Here is a 16,943-nt window from a genome sequence, read left to right as displayed (position 1 = left end):
CGACCGAGCTTACATGGACGTACTTGCAGCGGCCCCCGCAACCGGACCCACCCCGCCATCCCGCAGGAAGCCAGCGGTTGAATTTGACGTTGACGTGGATTCGGCGGGTGCCGGGCGCAGCCCGGCGCCACCTCAGAATCCCAGCGGGGTGTCGCCCAGCACCGGCTGCAGCTGGCTGCGGAACAGCGCCTGGATGCGCTCCAGTGCCGCTTCGTCGTTGCCTTCGAAGCGCAGCACCAGCGCCGGCGTGGTGTTGGACGCGCGCACCAGGCCCCAGCCGTCGGCGAAGTCCACCCGCAGGCCGTCGATGGTCGACAGGCGACCGCCGACATAGGGATTGTCCGGCGACTGCGCAGCGGCCACCAGCATCGCCACCAGCGCATGCGGGGTTCCCTCGGCCACCGGCACCTTCAGCTCCGGCGTTGCCACCATTTCCGGCAGTTCGGACAGCACCTCGTCAGGTGTTTCTTCGCGCTGGGCCAGTATCTCCAGCAGGCGCGCGGCGGCGTACAGGCCATCGTCGAAGCCGAACCAGCGTTCCTTGAAGAAGAAGTGGCCGCTCATCTCGCCCGCCAGTTCGGCGTCGGTCTCGCGCATCTTCGCCTTCATCAGCGAGTGCCCGGTCTTCCACATCAACGGGCTGCCGCCATTGCGCAGCACGTGATCGGACAACTTGCCCGTGCACTTCACGTCGTAGATCACCATCGCGCCCGGGTTGCGCATCAGCACATCGGCGGCGAACAGCATCAGCAGACGGTCGGCGTAGATGATCTTGCCTTCACCGGTGACCACGCCAAGGCGATCGCCATCACCATCGAACGCCACGCCGAGGTCGGCACCGAAGCGCTTGACCGTCTGCACCAGATCTTCCAGGTTGGCCGGTTCGCTGGGATCGGGGTGGTGGTTGGGGAAGGTGCCGTCGACATCGCAGTACAAGGGGATGACTTCAGCGCCGATCGCTTCCAGCAGCTGCGGCGCGAAGGCACCGGCCACGCCGTTGCCCGCGTCGGCGACGACCTTCAACGGGCGGTCCAGCTGCACATCATCGGCAATACGCTGGATGTAGTCGGCGGCGACCTCGCGCTGCTGGTAGTCACCCGGTTCCGCGGCCTGCACCAGACGGCCTTCGACAATGCGCTGGTAAAGGTCGGTGATCGCATCGCCGGAGAGGGTCTCCCCCCCGATGACGATCTTGAAACCGTTGTAGTCCGGCGGATTGTGGCTGCCGGTGACCGCTACACAGGTACCCGTGCGCAGATGGAAGGCCGCGAAATACACCACCGGGGTCGGCGCCAGGCCGATATCGATCACCGCACAGCCGGCTCGCCGCAGGCCTTCGGCCAGACCGGCCGACAGTTCGGGACCGGACAGGCGCCCGTCGCGACCGATCACGAGCTCGCGCAGACCCTGCTCAAGGGCGACGGTGCCGATGGCCTGGCCGATCAGCGCGGCGGTACGCGGCGTCAGTTCGCTGCCGACCACGCCGCGGATGTCGTAGGCACGGAAGATGCCCGCAGCCAGTTCCTCGGCGGGAACCGGTGGCGGCGGCGGCGGCGCAGCCTCGGCCGCCGCCTCGCCGGCTACCGTTGGCGGGGCCATCTGCAGGCTTTCACGCAGGGTCGGGCCGTGATCGGCGTCGGCCACCGCGCTGCGCCGGCTCGGCAGCGGCAGTGACTTCGGCAGTCGGCCACGGCCTACCACCAGCAGTACCGCGATGAAGGCCAGCAGCAGGGCGACAATCGCGCTGGCCAGGGCACCCAACCCGAGCGGGCCGGCTTCCACATTGGGCACCCCGGCGGCCAGTCGCAGCGGGGTTCCGGCGACCGGGCGCGCGATTGCTTCAGCGCTCTCGGACAGGCCGGTATCGCCCTGCGCCACGATGTTGTGTGCTCCCTGGCGCAGCGCCAGGAAACCGTTGCCGGGGGCCTGCACCTGGTCCAGCGGTGCGGTCAACCGCAGCAGCGGCTGGCGCACATACACCACCGCCGGCCCGACACCGGCCAGCTGTACCGGCGCGGCCAGACCCAGGCGGTTGCCGCCGCCATCGCGGACCACGCGCAGGGTTGGCTTGCCGTCGGCCAGCGCCGATTCCAGCAGGGCCAGGCGTGCGTATCCAAAGGTGGCCGCATCGGCGTAGCCCGCGGCCAGGTCAGCGCCCAGCACCTCCACCTGCTCGACGCCGGTCCAGCTTTCCCGCAGCGCCAGCGCGGCGCCGGCGGCATCACCGGCCTGCAGCGCCTGCTGGACGCGGTCGCCCTTCAACTGCTGCTGCAGCTGCTGCAGCTGGCCGGCGGCGGCCTGCTGCAGCCCTTGCACAGCCTGGTCGCGCGCCTGTTCCAGTGCGTCCCCGCTGGCCGCCTGCCGCCACTGCTGTACCGCGCTCCAGCCGAACCAGCCAGCCAGCAGTACCAGCAGCACGCCCAGCAAGGGCGCGCTCCGTCCCAACGACTTTCCCCGTTGTGCTTCCCCGATGCCGCTCATCGATGTCCCCTGTCAACGCACCCCGGTATGGCCGAATCCACCCGTTCCCCGCACGCTGTCGGTGAAAGTATCCACCACCTGCAGGCTGACGCGGGCAATCGGCACGACCACCAGCTGCGCGATGCGATCGCCCGGCTCGATGGTGAAGGCCTCGCGGCCACGGTTCCAGACACTGATCAGCAGCGGCCCCTGGTAGTCGGCGTCGATCAGGCCGGTGCCGTTGCCGAGCACGATGCCATGGCGGTGGCCCAGGCCCGAACGCGGCAGGATCACCGCACACAGATGCGGATCGGCGATATGGATGGCCAGCCCGCTGGCGACCAGTGCGGTATCGCCCGGCTGCAGGGTCAGCGCAGTTTCCAGCGCCGCGCGCAGGTCCATGCCGGCGCTGGCTTCGGTGGCATAGGCCGGCAGCGGCCAGCTGTCGCCGAAGCGCGGGTCGAGCAGCTTGACCTGCAACGGTTGCGCGGAGAATCCGGGGGTGTTGCTTGCCTGGGTCATGCCTGAAGCCTCCGCGCGATCAGCGCCAGCAGTTGTTCGGCCAGCTCGCGCTTGGAAGTAGCCGGGAATACCTGTTCGCCATCCTGCCAGAAGGCCGTGGCGGCATTGTTGTCGCTTTCGAAACCGCCGCCGCTGATGCCCACCTGGTTGGCGATCACCAGGTCCAGGCGCTTGTCGACCAGCTTGCCGCGCGCATATTTCTCCACGTCGTGGGTCTCGGCGGCAAAGCCGACCACCAGCTTCAACGACTGCGTCTGCGCGGCAACCTCGGCGAGGATGTCCGGGGTGCGCACCAGCTCGATCACCAGCGACTGGCTGTCGGCGGTCTTCTTCAGCTTCTGCGCGGCCACCTGGCGCGGGGTGTAATCGGAAACGGCGGCAGCACCGATGTAGATGTCGGCCGGCAGCGCATTCAGTACCGCCTCGCGCATCTGCGCGGCAGAGCGCACATCGATGCGCTGCACGCCGGGCGGCGTCGGCAGCTGCACCGGCCCGCTGACCAGCACCACCTGGGCACCCAGCCCGGCGGCAGCGGCGGCCAGCGCGTAGCCCATCTTGCCGCTGCTGCGGTTGCCCACATAACGCACCGGATCGATGTCTTCATAGGTCGGGCCGGCGCTGATCAGCAGGCGCAGGCCCTGCAGCGCGCGCGTTTCCGGCGCCGCAGTGGCGGCAGCAGCAGTGCCGTTGGCAGCCAGGGCGGCGACGATGTCGCCTGGCTCGGCCAGACGGCCGGGGCCGGACTCGCCTTCGGCCAGCGGCCCATCGACCGGACCGATCACCTGCGCGCCACGCTGGCGCAGCAGGGCGATATTGGCCTGGGTGGCCGGATGCAGCCACATCCGATGGTTCATCGCCGGGCACACGGTCAGCGGCGCGGTGCTGGCCAGGCACAGGGTGCTGACCAGGTCGTCGGCGTGGCCCTGGGCCAGGCGTGCCAGCAGGTCGGCGGTGCCTGGCGCGATCACGATGCGATCGGCCCAGCGTGCCAGTTCAATGTGGCCCATGGCCTGTTCGGCGGCGCTGTCCCACAGCGTGGTGCGGGTCGGCTGGCCGGAAAGGGCCTGGAAGCTGAGCGGCGTGACGAACTGCTGGGCGCCGGCCGTCATCGCCACCTGCATCAGCGCACCGGCATCACGCAGGCGTCGAACCAGCTCCAGGGCCTTGTAGGCCGCGATTCCGCCGCCGACACACAAGAGCAGTTTCTGGCCTTCCAGCGCGCGGATCCGCGTCGGGGAAGCGTTGGGAGAATCAGCCACCTGGAATTCCTGTGCAAACGAGGGCGTTAGCTTACCCGAAGGCCAGCAACGTCCCGGTGCACGCAGCACATAGCGGGCGGCTATCAGCACATGGACAGCCCCCACGGAGTTTTCCGGGTTTGCTGCACGCCGTTTCGGAACTTTCCTATACCTCTTCGCGTCCCCGCTTTGCAGAATCGTCACTGGCCACCTCGGTGTGCCGTTCGATTTCCCAGGAGTTCCCCGTGCAACCGCGCATCATCATTGCCGACGACCATCCGGTCGTACTGCACGGCATCCGAATCGTGCTTGAGCGTCACCAGATGGATGTGGCCGGTGCCGCTGCCGACGGTGCCGGATTGCTGCAGCTGCTGCTGCAGCAGCCCTGCCACGCCGTACTCACCGACCTGTCCATGCCCGGCCCCGGCCCGGACGGTCCCGCACTGCTGGCCGTGCTGCGGCAACGCCATCCCGACCTTCCCGTGGTGGTGCTGACCGGGGCCCGGCACCCGGGCCTGCTCGATGGCCTGCTACGCGATGGCGTACACGGCCTGGTCGACAAGAGCGCCGACTTCGCCGAACTACCGCAGGCCCTGCATGCCGCCATGGCGGGGCAGGTGTTCGTTTCCGATCAGCTGCGGCGCCACCTGCAGGCCCGCGATCTGCTGTTTCCGCATCCACCGGCTGCGTTGTCGGCACGCGAACTGGAAGTGCTGCAACTGCTGACCGACGGCCTGAACATCAATGCCATCGCCGACCGCAGCGGTCGCAGCCCGAAGACGATCAGCCGGCAGAAGGCCGAAGCCATGCGCAAGCTTGGCCTGCAGAGCAACCAGGAGCTGTACGACTACCTGCAGACCCGGCGCGACTGAGGATTTGGCCGACCCACAGATGTGGCAAGGGCTTATGGGAGCGGTCGACGAGGACCGCCATGATGGGTGCCATGCCCATCCATGAATGGCCCGAAGAAGAGCGTCCCCGCGAAAAGCTGCTGGCCCGCGGGCCCACGTCGCTGTCCGATGCCGAACTGCTGGCCCTGTTCCTGGGTTCCGGCTTTGGCGGCCGGGACGCGGTGCAGACCGCGCGCGACCTGTTGCTCGCCCACGGTCCCCTGCGGGTGCTGCTGGACCGCCCCGCCCGCGAACTGTCGAAACTGCCTGGGTTGGGGCCGGCGCGCAGCTGCACGCTGGCCGCAGGGCTGGAACTGGCCCACCGCTACCTGGCCGCTGAACTGCAGCAGGGCGAAGCGGTCGGCAACAATCCCGTGACCGTCGGCCGCTACCTGCAGCACCGTCTGCGCGGGCAGGCCCGGGAGCTGTTCGTGGTCCTGTTCCTGGACAACCGCCACCGCCTGATCGCCTGCGAGGAACTGTTCGCCGGCACCATCAATGCAGCCCCGGTCTACCCCCGCGAAGTGGTGCGCAGAGCCCTGCTGCACAACGCCGCCGCGGTCATCCTCAGCCATAACCACCCCTCCGGCGACCCGGAACCCTCGGCCGCCGACGCACAGATCACCGAAGAGCTGCAGCGGGCCCTCGCCCTGGTCGACATCCGCCTGCTGGACCACTTCGTGGTGGGCGAGGGGCGTCCCGTTTCGTTTGCTGAACGAGGCCTTCTACCACCACTGCAGGCCCGCCTGGTCGGATGAGCCCCCGGCAGCAGCCGGCGGCCAGACCTGCCCTGGCAGGCAGGCCACGGTCAGCGTTGGGGCCGGCATCTGCGCTAAAATGGGCGATTCCGCCGCTCATTCTCACAGCAGGCCTCGTGAAAAATCTCCTCCGCGCCCTGATCAGCCAAGGCATCGAAGCCTTGCGCGCCAATGGCACCCTGCCCGTCGACTCCCTGCCGCCGGACTTCGTGGTCGAGCGCCCGAAGACCCGCGACCATGGCGACTTCGCCACCAACGCCGCGATGCTGCTGGCCAAAGCCGCGCGCAGCAATCCGCGCGCACTGGCACAGGCGCTGGTCGAGGCGCTGCCGCGCAGCGAAGACGTCAGCAAGGTCGAGATCGCCGGCCCCGGTTTCATCAATTTCCACCTGGCACCGGCCGCGTATCAGCGTGAAGCCGTCACCGTGATCAAGGAAGGCGCCGATTACGGCCGCAACCTGTCCGGCAATGGCCGCACGGTGGGCGTGGAGTATGTGTCGGCCAACCCGACCGGTCCGCTGCATGTCGGCCACGGCCGCGCTGCGGCCATCGGCGACTGCGTGGCACGCGTGCTCGATGCCAACGGCTGGAACGCCAAGCGCGAGTTCTACTACAACGATGCCGGCGTGCAGATCGAGAATCTGGCGCTGTCGACCCAGGCCCGGGTGAAGGGAATCGCTCCGGACCAGGAAGGCTGGCCGGAAGGCGGCTATCGCGGCGACTACATCGCCGACGTGGCCCGCGCCTACATGTCCGGCGCCAGCGTCGACCTGGAAGGCACCCTGGTGGTCGGTGCCAAGGACCCGGACGACATGCAGGCGATCCGTCGCTTCGCCGTGGCCTACCTGCGCAACGAGCAGAACCTGGACCTGGCCGCGTTCGGCGTGGATTTCGACATCTACTTCCTGGAAAGCTCGCTGTACGCCGATGGCAAGGTGGCCGAGGCGGTGGCCAAGCTGCAGGCGTCCGGCCATACCTATGAAGAAGGCGGCGCGCTGTGGCTGCGCAGCACCGACTTCGGTGACGACAAGGACCGCGTGATGCGCAAGTCCGACGGCACCTTCACCTACTTCGTGCCGGACGTGGCCTACCACCTGTCGAAGTGGCAGCGCGGCTACGAGCGCGCGATCACCGAGCTGGGCGCGGACCACCACGGTTCGCTGGCGCGCGTGCGTGCCGGCCTGCAGGCAATGGAAGTGGGCATCCCGCAGGGCTGGCCGGAATACGTGCTGCACCAGATGGTCACCGTCATGCGCGGCGGCGAGGAAGTGAAGCTGTCCAAGCGTGCCGGCAGCTACTTCACCCTGCGCGACCTGATCGAAGAAGCCGGCCGCGACGCGACCCGCTGGTTCCTGATCGCGCGCAAGCCCGATTCGCAGCTGACCTTCGACATCGACCTGGCCCGCCAGCAGAGCAACGACAACCCGGTGTTCTACGTGCAGTACGCCCATGCCCGCGTCTGCAGCCTGCTGCGCCAGGCGCAGGAGAAGGGTCTGGTCTACGAACAGGGTACCGGCCTGTCCAACCTGGGCCGTCTGGCCGATGACGCATCGCTGGCCCTGATGAACGAGATCTCGCGTTATCCGGAAGTGGTGGAAGCGGCCGGCGTGGCGCTGGAGCCGCACCTGGTCGCGCAGTACCTGCGCGAATTGGCGCACGCGTTCCACACGTGGTATCACGGGACGCCGGTACTGGTGGACGACGCGACCGATCGCAATGCCAAGTTGACCCTGGCCTGCGCAGCGCGCCAGGTACTGGCCAACGGCCTCGACCTCCTGGGCGTTTCCGCCCCGGAAAAAATGTAAGTCTCAGGAGACGCAGTAGACATGGCAGCACGACGCGGCAAGACACAGGCTCGGCGCAACAGCAGCCAAGGCACGCCCGGATGGGTGTGGCTGGTTGCCGGCGTGGCGATCGCCGCCGTGGTGTTCCTGGCGGCGCCGAACCTGTTCAAGGGCGAGGGTGATGGCTTCCTGCGCGCCGGTCCGCAGCCGAACCCGAACGCGCAGCCGGCGCCGGTGGCCGATGGCGAAAGCGATGTCGGCACCCAGCCGGCCACGCAGCCGGCCACGCCGAAACCGGCCGAACCGGAAAAGCCGGCCGCCACCCAGTACGACTTCTACACCCTGCTGCCGGGCAAGGAAGTTGAAATGTCCGACGCCGAACTGGCCGCCAGCGCGCGTGCCGAAGACCAGCGCCGGGCCAAGGCCGAAGCGCAGCGCGCGCAGGCCGCCCTGGAAGGCAAGCCGGTGCCGGCGGTTGCGGCCGCCGCACCTGCGGCGACGGCGAGCGTTGCCAGCACCGCGCCGGTGACCGCCACCAGCCGTCCGCTGCCGACCCCGGTAAGTGAACGCCCAGCAGCAGCGACGCCAGCAGCCGGCACCACTGCGCCGGCCAGCACCGTTGCCGCCGCGCCTGCGGCACGCAGCGAAGCCGCGCCAGCCGCGCCGGCCGCCGCCAGCGCTGCGGCAGCCCCGGCACCGGCCGACAATGCCCGCTACATCCTGCAGGCAGGTGCATTCGGCGCTTCCGGTGATGCTGAAGCGACCAAGGCCAAGCTGGCGATGATGGGCCTGGCTGCACGCGTTGAGTCGGCGCAGATCAACGGCAAGACCGTGTACCGCGTACGCATGGGGCCCTATGGCAGCGCCGGTGAGCTTTCCGAAGCCAAGCAGAAGCTGGATGGCACCGGCCTGCAGGCGATGGCGATCAAGGCGCAGTAAGTCTGCGGGCATGAATGAAAAAGCCGGGCGTTGCCCGGCTTTTTTTTGCCTGTAGAGCCGAGCCCACGCTCGGCTGATCGCCCATCAAGCCGAGCATCGGCTCGGCTCTACAGAACGCATCCTGGGCGCGGATCAGCCCTCGCGGGCAACCTGGAAGCCGGCAAACGACTGGCTGACCGGCATCAGTTCCAGGCGATTGATGTTCAGGTGCGGCGGCAGGCTCGCTACCCAGAAGATCTGCTCGGCGATGTCCTCGGCGGTCATCGGATTGGCGCCGGTGTACAGCTTGTCCGAGGCGACCTGGTCGCCATGGGTGCGGACCACGGTGAACTCGGTTTCGGCCATGCCCGGCTCGATGGTGGTCACCCGTACGCCGGTACCGTGCAGGTCCGAGCGCAGGCCCAGCGAGAACTGGCTGACGAAGGCCTTGGTACCGCCATAGGCGTTGCCGCCCGGATACGGATAGACACCGGCCACCGACGAAATGTTGATGATGGCGCCCTTGCGCTCCACCAGCTGCGGCAACAGGCGATGGGTCAGGGTGACCAGCGCGGTGATGTTGGTGTCGATCATCGTCGTCCAGTCCTTCAGGCTGGCGCTCTGCGCCGGCGCGGTGCCCTGGGCGAGACCGGCATTGTTGACCAGCAGGTCGATGTCGCCAAAGGCCGGCGGCAGTGCCAGCAGCGCCGCTTCCATGGCGATCGGATCACGCACGTCGAACACGGCCGCGTGCACCACCTCCTTGCCGTAACGCTCGACCAGCGGCTGCAGGCGTTCGCTGCGACGGCCGGTGGCGATCACTTTCCAGCCCGCCTGGGCGAAGCGGTGGACGGCAGCGGCGCCGAAGCCGGAAGTGGCGCCGGTAATCAGGACGGTTCGGGTCATCAGACAACTCCGTGGGAAACCAGACCGCCATTCTGGCACCCTCGGTCCACGCCTGCGTTGCCTGATCGGCCCGCTGCGGTGCGCGCAGTCAGCGCAGGCGGAACACGCGTGCCTTCGGCAGGTCTTCGTCAACCTGCAGGAACCAGCGCCCGGCGATACCCGGGATCACTTCGATCTGCGGCGCCTGCAGGGTCTTGCGCAGCTTCATCTGGCCCTTCATCACCTGCCACTGCTGGCCGTTGTCGAGGGTGAACACCGTGCCCGGTTCCCAGCCCGCAACGTCGCCGACCACGCGGGCGCTGACCGGGCCCTCTTCCAGGCCCAGGTGCATCGCCGCCGGGGCGGGAACGTTGGCCGGCAGCGGCGCGCCGGTGCTGGCGGTAACCGGCGCCCGGGCGGCGGCGGGCGTAGATGCTTCGGCCTCGCGCAGCAAGCGGTTCAGGGTCTGCAGCTGGGTCGCGTCCAGGCCCACTTCGGCCAGCTGGGCCGCGCTGAGACGCTGCTCCACGGGGACGTAGCGGTCCTGGGCGGTGGCGGCAAAGCTGCTGGCGACCAGCAGGAGGGAGAGGAGGTACCGGCGCATCGAAGGGAATCCCTGCAGAACAGCGCTCACGATGCTGCAATCCGGTGACAGTCCGGTTACAGCCGCCGGGCCGCTACAATGGGCCATGATCAATAATGATGTGCTGCGCAGCGTGCGCTACTCCCTGGACCTCGGCGACCATCACGTGGTGACCCTGTGCCAGATGGCCGATCCGGCGTTCGAGGTGGATATCGAGCAGGCCAAGGCCTGGCTGCTGCGTGAAGACGAGCCGGGCTTCCAGCCGATGAGCGACAGTGCGCTGGCGCACTTCCTCGATGGCCTGATCCTGCACCTGCGCGGTCAGGATGAGGGCCAGGCGCCGCGCGCGGTGGAAACCCGCATCGACAACAACCTGGTGCTGAAGAAGCTGCGCGTGGCCTTCCAGCTGCGCGACGTCGACATGATGGAGATCTTCACCAGCATCGGCTTCACTGTCTCCAAATCCGAACTCGGCGCGCTGTTCCGCCAGCCCGGCCACAAGAACTATCGGCGCTGTCTGGACCAGATGCTGCGCAACTTCCTCAAGGGCCTGAGCCTGCGCCTGCGCGGCTGAGCACGGCATCGACGAAGGCGCGTGCGGCTGGCGTCGGCAGGCGCTGCCAGACCAGATGTACGCGCCGGGTCGGGGTCGGTTGCAGAGGCACCTGCACCACCCCTTCGAAACCGTCGGCGATCAGCACCGGCACGATGCCCACCGCCAGGCCGTGGCGGACGAAGCGCTCGACCAGTTCCATCAGATTGACCTCGAAACGCACCTGATGCGGCAGGCCCGCTGCGGCGAACGCATCATCGGTCTGCCGGCGCGCGCCGGTACCCCGCGGGAAATCGACCAGGGCCTCATCCTGCAGCGCCGCCAACGGCAACCGGCGGTGCGTGGCCAGCCGATGCTGCGGTGACAGTACGGCCACCAGATCCTCTTCCTGCAGCATCTGGTGGCAGACGCCTTCAAGATCGGCCGACGGTGCCAGCCCCACCAGCGCCACGTCCAATGCACGTGACTGCACCTGCTCCAGCAGGGTCTCGCTCTTGTCCACCCGCAGTTGGAATTCGACCTGCGGGTGCTGCTGCTGGAAGCCCGCCAGCAACGCCACCACGTCGATGCCGGTCAGCGACGATATCTGCCCGATCGCCAGCAGCCCGCGCACCTCACCACTGACGGCAGCGACGTCGGCACGCAGGTGGCGCAGGCTGGCCAGCACCTGCCGCGCATGCACCAGCAACGCTTCGCCCGCGGCCGTAGCGCGCACCTGGCGCGGCAGTCGCTCGAACAACACGGTGCCCAGCTCCTGCTCCAGATGGGCGATCTGGTGGCTCAAGGCGGACTGCACCACGTGGCAGCGCGCGGCCGCACGGGTGAAGTTGCCCTCTTCAGCCAGGGCCACGGCGAATTCGAGCTGCTTGAGGTTCACGCCGGTATCTCAATTCCAGATGACAGGGATGATGATGATTCATTTCCATCATGCCTGCAGCAGGCGGACACTGTGCTGCCCTGCTTCAACGGAACATCGCGTGTCCCCTTCCCTTCCTCCCCTGCAGCGCTGGCAGATCCTGCTGATGGCGGTCGCCACCGGCGTCGCGGTAGCCAGCAACTACTACGCGCAGCCATTGCTGCATACCATCGCCGATGCCTTCGGCGTGCCGTTCGGCCAGGTCGGCATGGTGGTCACCGCTGCCCAGTTGAGCTACGCCGCCGGCCTCATCCTGCTGGTGCCGTTGGGTGATCTGTTCGAGCGCCGCCGGCTGATCGTGGTGATGACGTTGTTGTCGGCCAGCGGACTGGTGATCAGCGCGTGCGCGCCGTCGTTGCCGTGGCTGCTGGCCGGGACCGCGATCACCGGGTTGTTCTCGGTGGTGGCGCAGGTACTGGTGCCGTTCGCCGCAACCCTGGCGGCACCCGAGCATCGCGGCCGCGTGGTCGGCACCCTGATGAGCGGACTGCTGCTGGGCATCCTGCTGGCACGCACCGTGGCCGGGCTGCTGTCGAGCCTGGGCGACTGGCGCCTGGTCTATGCGATCGCCGCAGGTACGCTGGTACTGACCGCACTGGCCCTGCAGCGCGGCCTGCCGCGCTTCCACCACACCGCCGGGCTGGGCTATTTCGCGTTGCTGCGCTCGATCGGCACGCTGTTCCTGCAGGAACCGGTGCTGCGCCAGCGCACACTGCTCGGTGCCTGCAGCTTTGCGATGTTCGCGATCTTCTGGACGCCGTTGGCCTTCCTGCTGGCGCAGCCACCCTATGCCTACAGTGACGCCACCATCGGCCTGTTCGGGCTGGTCGGTGCCGCCGGTACCCTGGCTGCCGGTCTGGCCGGGCGCATGTCCGACCGTGGCCAGAGCGGCCGGGCCACGGCCATTGCGCTGCTGCTGTTGTTGCTGTCCTGGCTGCCGCTCGGGCTGTCGGCGCACTCGCTGCTGGCACTGCTGGTCGGCGTGGTGGTGCTGGACCTGGCCGCGCAGCTGCTGCATGTCAGCAACCAGAACCTGATCTACGCGCTGCAGCCGGAGGCCCGCAACCGCCTCAATGCCGGTTACATGACCGGCTACTTCATCGGCGGCTCGCTGGGCTCGCTGCTGTCGGCGCAGGTCTACCAGCGCTTCGGCTGGACCGGTGTGTGCGTGGCCGGTACCGCGGTGGCGGTACTGGCCCTGCTGGTGTGGCTGCCCTCTGCCTGGCGCACCCGCCAGGCAGCATCGGCCGACTAGAAGCTGCCCTGCAGCGCCAGCTCCCAGCGTCCACCGGCATTACCCGGGAACAGCCGCTTGGCGCCGCCGTCGGTGTCATGCACGGTGGCGCGCAGTTCCCAGGCCGGCGTCAACGTGGCGATGGCACTGAGCTGGCCATGCAGGTAGTCCGGCCCCTGCGCGGTGGCCAGCCAGTACTGCCCCACCGCTGCTTCCAGGCGCACGCGCTCGTTCAGCGGCACCCGCACGCCCAGCTGCGCGTAGGTGCCGCGACGGCCGCCGGCCAGGGCATCGTTGGAGTGGGCAACCTGCAGCCAGGCGCGTTGCTTCCAGGTGGTGGTGACATTGAGTTCGGTCCAGTCCAGTGCGCGACCGGTACCCGGATAGACATAACGGGTGAGGTTCGCATCCAGGCTCCAGTCCGGCGACAGTGCGCCCGACCAGCCGGCGACGAGATCGAACTCGCTGCGTGCACCATTGTCCGGCGTGAACGAGACATTCGAGCCCCATGCGCTGGCATACCAGCCCGAACCCACCGTCACCTTTGCCCCCACCTGCGCGGCCGGATCGCCGTCGCTCTGCGAGCTGCCGCGCCAGACATAGTCGCTGGTCAATGCCGCCGTGCCACTCACCTGCACCTGCGCCTGCACGCTGCCGGCGCACAGCAGCCCCGCCAGTGCGGCCGCGCTGGCCACGATCATCCCCTTGCTCTTCACTGCACTCACTTCCTCGTCGAAGGCGGTCGGTCCGCCGGGACGGCAGTGTCGACGGCATGGCCGTAACGGTTCGATGGCGATGCCGCCGCGCCAGCGCAAATTCAGCGTAAATCCGCGCCGCAACGAGCGCGGTATCATGCAGGCCTATTTCCAGGAACCAACCACGTGGACGCCATCCTGACCCCGGTATCGATCGGCGAGCTGATCGACAAGATCACCATTCTCGAGATCAAGGCCGAGCGCATCGACGATGCGACCAAGCTGGCCAACGTGCGCACCGAACTTGATGGCCTGCTGCCGCTGCTGCAGCAGCAGCTTGAGGCACAGCCGGCACTGGCCGCGCTGAAGACGCAGCTGAAGGCCATCAACGAGCGCATGTGGGAGATCCAGGACCAGCTGCGCGACAAGGAAGCGGCGCAGGTGTTCGACGAGGCGTTCATCCAGCTGGCGCGCGGCGTGTACGGCACCAACGGCGAACGCGTGCAGGTGAAGAACGAGATCAACCGTGTCGCCGGTTCGGCGCTGGTCGAGGAAAAGCAGTACCAGGGCGAGTAAGCGCGCCCGTCAGCCACACTCCAGCAGGTGGCGGATGCGGAACAGTTCGACATCGCTGCGGATGCCCAGCTTCTGGTAGGCCGCTTTCTTCTGCGTGCTGATGGTGCTGGCCGAGCGCTGGAAGCGCCGCGCCACTTCACCGGTGCTGCAGCCTTGCAGTAGCAGCCCCAGCACTTCGCGTTCACGCCGGCTCAGTGGCGTCAGGCTGGGCGCCGACATGCGCCGCGAGCGTGATCGATTCAGCTGCGTGCGCAGATCCGGGGGCACGAAACGCCCCCCGCGGGCCACCACGTCCACCGCGCGCAGCAGCATTTCCGGCGTGGTCGCCTTGGACAGGAAGCCGCGTGCACCGGCCTGCATCGTCGTGGCCACGGTGCTGGCATTGCAGTGTGCCGACAGCACCAGTATCGGCACGCTGGGCCAGCGCCGGGACAACCGGCGCAGCAGCTGCAGGCCGTCGCCAAGATCGCCCAGCGGCAGCGCATCGATCAGCAGCAGGTCAACGCTGCCCGGTTCGCTCTCCAGCAGTTCCAACAGGTCACGTTCGTTGGCGTAGCTGCCGCGCACGTGCACGCCGCTGTGCTGGCGCAGCAACACCTCCACCCCCAGCCGCAGCACCGGATGCGGATCCAGCAGTGCCAGGCGGCGCGGCCGATCGGGGAGCAGCGGTGGGAGGACGGGCGGCATCGCGGTGTATCCGGCAGCACGGGATATCCACCGTAGGCCGCCACTGGCTGTGGCGGAATCCAATTCATTGCAATGCAACATGACGCCCGCATCGCAGTCAGACTCTGTTCTGATTCCCCACAACGCAACAGGCCCGGCAATGCCGGGCCTGTTGCAGCACGAACAGCGCGCGGGCGCGCCGTAGATGCAATTACCAGCTGAAGCGCGGGCCGACGGTGTATTCCTTGTCGCCGTGGCGGTTCATCTTCAGCTCGCCGTTCAGGCCCCAGTTCTGGTTCAGCTTGACCTGACCACCCAGACGGCCGTACCACTGGCTGTCGATGTCGACGCCGTGCTTCTTCGAATAGTCTTCGTAACCGACCAGGCCGTAGACCTCAGCGTGGGCGCCGAACGCGGTACGGATACCGGCTTCAGCGCTGTAGCCGTTGAAATCCAGGCCGTGCTTCTGGTCGAACTTCTGGTAGGCGACGCGGGCAACGAAGTCGGTCGACGGAGCGATTTCGACGTTGTAGCCGGCACCGACCTTCCACTGGTCAACCTTGATGTTGGTGTGGTCGACTTCCTGGCGGCTGTATTCGCCGAACGCGTGGAAGTTCGGCAGGAAGCCGTAGGAACCCTTCACGCCCCAGCCATCAGCCTTGATGCCGTCAACGTCGGTCTTGGCGTAATCAGCCTCAGCGTAGTTGTAGGACAGGTTCTCGGCGGCCGAAGCGGTGAACGGCAGGGCAGCGGCCAGAGCCAGAGCAATCAGCGAATTCTTCATGGGGGTACACCTTTACTTTCTTATGGTGTGCAGCAGCGCCAGGGCGCCATCGCATCGGGAATGTAAATTCTCCGTTATTCGCCACAACGCTCCCTGAAAACAGCGGTCTTCGCATTGCTGAATTTTTTGCATTGATTCAGCAAGGCTCAGGCATACGCGCGCGGTACGCGCACGCGCTTCGATTCAACGGTGCAGCAATCGATGTCGATTTTCCGCGCCCTGAAGCGTCGACTCATTGAAGGCCGTGCACCTGGCATGGTCCATTCCGGAGGCAAGCGATGAGCTACATCGATGGTTTCGTTCTGGCAGTGCCGACCGCCAACAAGGAGAAGTTCCTCGCCCATGCACGTGCAGGTGATCCCGTTTTCATCGAATACGGCGCGCTGCGCGTGGTCGAGTGCTGGGGCAATGACGTGCCGCACGGCAAGACCACCGACTTCTTTGGCGCGGTGAAAGCCACGGCGGAGGAAACGGTGGTGTTTTCCTGGATCGAGTGGCCGGACAAGGCCACCCGCGATGCAGGCATGCAGAAGATGATGGAAGACCCGCGGTTGGACCCGACGAAGAATCCCATGCCGTTCGACGGTGCGCGGATGATCTACGGCGGATTCGAGCCGATCTTCGAACTCAAGCGCTGACCCCGGCGGGCGTCCTCAGCGGGTGCCCGCTTCATCCTCGCCGGCCGCATGGCCGGCACCCAGCGCAGCACCCGCGCCAACACCCAGCCCGCCCATTCCGGCGCCCATGCCGCCGCCGCCACCGCCAACGCCACCGGTGCGACCTCCCTTGCCTTCGCCTTCGTTGCGGCCCTTGCCACTTCCGCCACCGCTACCTGCGGGTCGGGTAGGCCCCTGCGGCGGGATCTCCAGGTCGGCCGGCACCGGCGCAAGGTCCAGCGCTTCGCGGACGAAGTCGCGCAGCGAGATCACCAGTTCGTGTGTGTGCACCAGGCGCCCCTGCGCCAGTTCGCTGGCCGCGCGCGCAGCCAGCCGTACCTGCTCGTCGGTGCCCAGCAGCAGGATGTCCGACAACGCCGCTTCAACCGCATCGCGGATGCGCCGGGCCCGATCCGAGCCCGGCTCGGCGATGCCTTCTTCATGGGCGCGCTGGCGCAGGTCGCGCAGATGGGCCGGGTCGACCCCCAGCTCACCGGTGAAGGAACCCCCCAGCGTCTTGTAGGCCGCCATCAGGGTACGCAGCCGCTCGTTGATCTGGCGGTTCTCGCGTTCACGGCGCTGCTGCAGGGTCTGCATCACCAGCAGGCGGATACCCACGCCGAGCAGGGTGATCAGGACCAACCCAGCCAGGGTGGACAGCACGCCCTGCCAGGAACTGAAATCGATACCGCGCATGGTCAGGGCTCCTGCGGAAGAGCTTCATCTTGCCCCAGCCTGCTGCCGCAGATCCACGTCAGGCGCGGATGAGCGCCCCCGAAAACGCAGAAGGCCCTCCCGCCCGATGAGCGGAAGGGCCTTCGAACC

General features: G+C 67.6%; 18 protein-coding genes. 8 read left to right on the top strand and 10 right to left on the bottom strand.

Annotation, left to right across the window (positions count from 1 at the left end; translation table 11 throughout):
* Positions 1 to 132 precede the first annotated feature (132 nt).
* Genes CR919_RS08665 through coaBC form a run of 3 tightly spaced genes read right to left on the bottom strand, consistent with a single transcriptional unit; the run spans position 133 to position 4,241 of the window.
* Positions 133 to 2,481, bottom strand: a complete 2,349-nt coding sequence (locus tag CR919_RS08665) for a phosphomannomutase/phosphoglucomutase (RefSeq protein WP_099819661.1) — start codon at positions 2,479 to 2,481, stop codon at positions 133 to 135.
* Positions 2,482 to 2,493: 12 nt separating this feature from the next.
* Complete coding sequence (gene dut / locus CR919_RS08660; protein ID WP_099819660.1) at positions 2,494 to 2,982, bottom strand: dUTP diphosphatase; 489 nt, start codon at positions 2,980 to 2,982, stop codon at positions 2,494 to 2,496.
* Positions 2,979 to 4,241 (bottom strand): bifunctional phosphopantothenoylcysteine decarboxylase/phosphopantothenate--cysteine ligase CoaBC, encoded by a 1,263-nt coding sequence (gene coaBC, locus CR919_RS08655; RefSeq protein ID WP_099819659.1) that lies wholly within the window; start codon positions 4,239 to 4,241, stop codon positions 2,979 to 2,981. Before coaBC ends, dut begins: the two co-directional genes overlap by 4 nt.
* A 224-nt stretch (positions 4,242 to 4,465) precedes the next feature.
* Here coaBC and CR919_RS08650 point away from each other — a divergent pair, with 224 nt between their 5' ends.
* From CR919_RS08650 to CR919_RS08635, 4 genes are all read left to right on the top strand, one after another.
* Positions 4,466 to 5,092 (top strand): response regulator transcription factor, encoded by a 627-nt coding sequence (locus CR919_RS08650; RefSeq protein ID WP_099819658.1) that lies wholly within the window; start codon positions 4,466 to 4,468, stop codon positions 5,090 to 5,092.
* Between the two features lie 71 nt (positions 5,093 to 5,163).
* Positions 5,164 to 5,868, top strand: a complete 705-nt coding sequence (gene radC, locus CR919_RS08645) for a DNA repair protein RadC (protein ID WP_099819657.1) — start codon at positions 5,164 to 5,166, stop codon at positions 5,866 to 5,868.
* Between the two features lie 116 nt (positions 5,869 to 5,984).
* A complete protein-coding gene (argS, locus tag CR919_RS08640; protein ID WP_099819656.1) occupies positions 5,985 to 7,673 on the top strand; it encodes an arginine--tRNA ligase in 1,689 nt (562 codons plus the stop codon).
* Positions 7,674 to 7,694: 21 nt separating this feature from the next.
* Positions 7,695 to 8,591 carry an SPOR domain-containing protein gene (locus tag CR919_RS08635; RefSeq protein WP_099819655.1) on the top strand — a complete coding sequence of 299 codons (897 nt, stop codon included), beginning with the start codon at positions 7,695 to 7,697 and terminating at the stop codon, positions 8,589 to 8,591.
* A 132-nt stretch (positions 8,592 to 8,723) separates the two neighbouring features.
* Here CR919_RS08635 and CR919_RS08630 read toward each other — a convergent pair whose 3' ends face one another.
* Together CR919_RS08630 and CR919_RS08625 are read right to left on the bottom strand one after the other, a co-directional pair.
* A complete protein-coding gene (locus tag CR919_RS08630; protein WP_089241353.1) occupies positions 8,724 to 9,476 on the bottom strand; it encodes an SDR family NAD(P)-dependent oxidoreductase in 753 nt (250 codons plus the stop codon).
* Between the two features lie 88 nt (positions 9,477 to 9,564).
* On the bottom strand, positions 9,565 to 10,059 hold the full coding sequence (locus CR919_RS08625; protein WP_099819654.1) for a hypothetical protein: 495 nt from the start codon (positions 10,057 to 10,059) through the stop codon (positions 9,565 to 9,567).
* 85 nt (positions 10,060 to 10,144) lie between these two features.
* On the opposite strand from CR919_RS08625, the gene CR919_RS08620 reads away from it, so the two are divergent.
* Entirely contained in the window at positions 10,145 to 10,612 is a 468-nt protein-coding gene (locus CR919_RS08620) for a DUF1456 family protein (RefSeq protein WP_099819653.1), read from the top strand.
* On the opposite strand, the gene CR919_RS08615 is transcribed toward CR919_RS08620, so the two are convergent.
* Positions 10,581 to 11,468 (bottom strand): LysR family transcriptional regulator, encoded by an 888-nt coding sequence (locus CR919_RS08615; protein ID WP_099819652.1) that lies wholly within the window; start codon positions 11,466 to 11,468, stop codon positions 10,581 to 10,583. The genes CR919_RS08620 and CR919_RS08615 overlap by 32 nt on opposite strands.
* Before the next feature lie 100 nt (positions 11,469 to 11,568).
* Between CR919_RS08615 and CR919_RS08610 the strand changes: the two genes are divergently transcribed.
* Positions 11,569 to 12,762: an MFS transporter gene (locus tag CR919_RS08610; RefSeq protein WP_099819651.1), complete on the top strand. Its 1,194-nt coding sequence runs from the start codon at positions 11,569 to 11,571 to the stop codon at positions 12,760 to 12,762.
* Here the strand turns inward: CR919_RS08610 and CR919_RS08605 are convergent.
* Positions 12,759 to 13,457, bottom strand: a complete 699-nt coding sequence (locus CR919_RS08605; RefSeq protein WP_099819650.1) for a TorF family putative porin — start codon at positions 13,455 to 13,457, stop codon at positions 12,759 to 12,761. The genes CR919_RS08610 and CR919_RS08605 overlap by 4 nt on opposite strands.
* 165 nt (positions 13,458 to 13,622) lie before the next feature.
* Here CR919_RS08605 and CR919_RS08600 point away from each other — a divergent pair, with 165 nt between their 5' ends.
* The gene (locus CR919_RS08600) at positions 13,623 to 14,012 is read left to right on the top strand and encodes a DUF6165 family protein (protein ID WP_099819649.1); all 390 of its coding nucleotides are present in this window, start codon (positions 13,623 to 13,625) and stop codon (positions 14,010 to 14,012) included.
* A 9-nt stretch (positions 14,013 to 14,021) separates the two neighbouring features.
* Here CR919_RS08600 and CR919_RS08595 read toward each other — a convergent pair whose 3' ends face one another.
* Together CR919_RS08595 and CR919_RS08590 are read right to left on the bottom strand one after the other, a co-directional pair.
* Positions 14,022 to 14,699 (bottom strand): response regulator transcription factor, encoded by a 678-nt coding sequence (locus CR919_RS08595; protein ID WP_099819648.1) that lies wholly within the window; start codon positions 14,697 to 14,699, stop codon positions 14,022 to 14,024.
* 190 nt (positions 14,700 to 14,889) lie between these two features.
* A complete protein-coding gene (locus CR919_RS08590) occupies positions 14,890 to 15,462 on the bottom strand; it encodes an Ax21 family protein (RefSeq protein ID WP_025878364.1) in 573 nt (190 codons plus the stop codon).
* Positions 15,463 to 15,740: 278 nt separating this feature from the next.
* On the opposite strand from CR919_RS08590, the gene CR919_RS08585 reads away from it, so the two are divergent.
* A complete protein-coding gene (locus CR919_RS08585) occupies positions 15,741 to 16,100 on the top strand; it encodes a DUF1428 domain-containing protein (protein WP_099819647.1) in 360 nt (119 codons plus the stop codon).
* 15 nt (positions 16,101 to 16,115) lie between these two features.
* Here CR919_RS08585 and CR919_RS08580 read toward each other — a convergent pair whose 3' ends face one another.
* Entirely contained in the window at positions 16,116 to 16,814 is a 699-nt protein-coding gene (locus tag CR919_RS08580; RefSeq protein WP_099819646.1) for a hypothetical protein, read from the bottom strand.
* Positions 16,815 to 16,943: the final 129 nt, after the last annotated feature.

It is taken from the genome of Stenotrophomonas sp. LMG 10879 (assembly GCF_002750935.1).
Classification (GTDB): Bacteria; Pseudomonadota; Gammaproteobacteria; order Xanthomonadales; family Xanthomonadaceae; genus Stenotrophomonas; species Stenotrophomonas lactitubi_B.
This window is presented reverse-complemented; position numbering and strand designations above follow the sequence as displayed.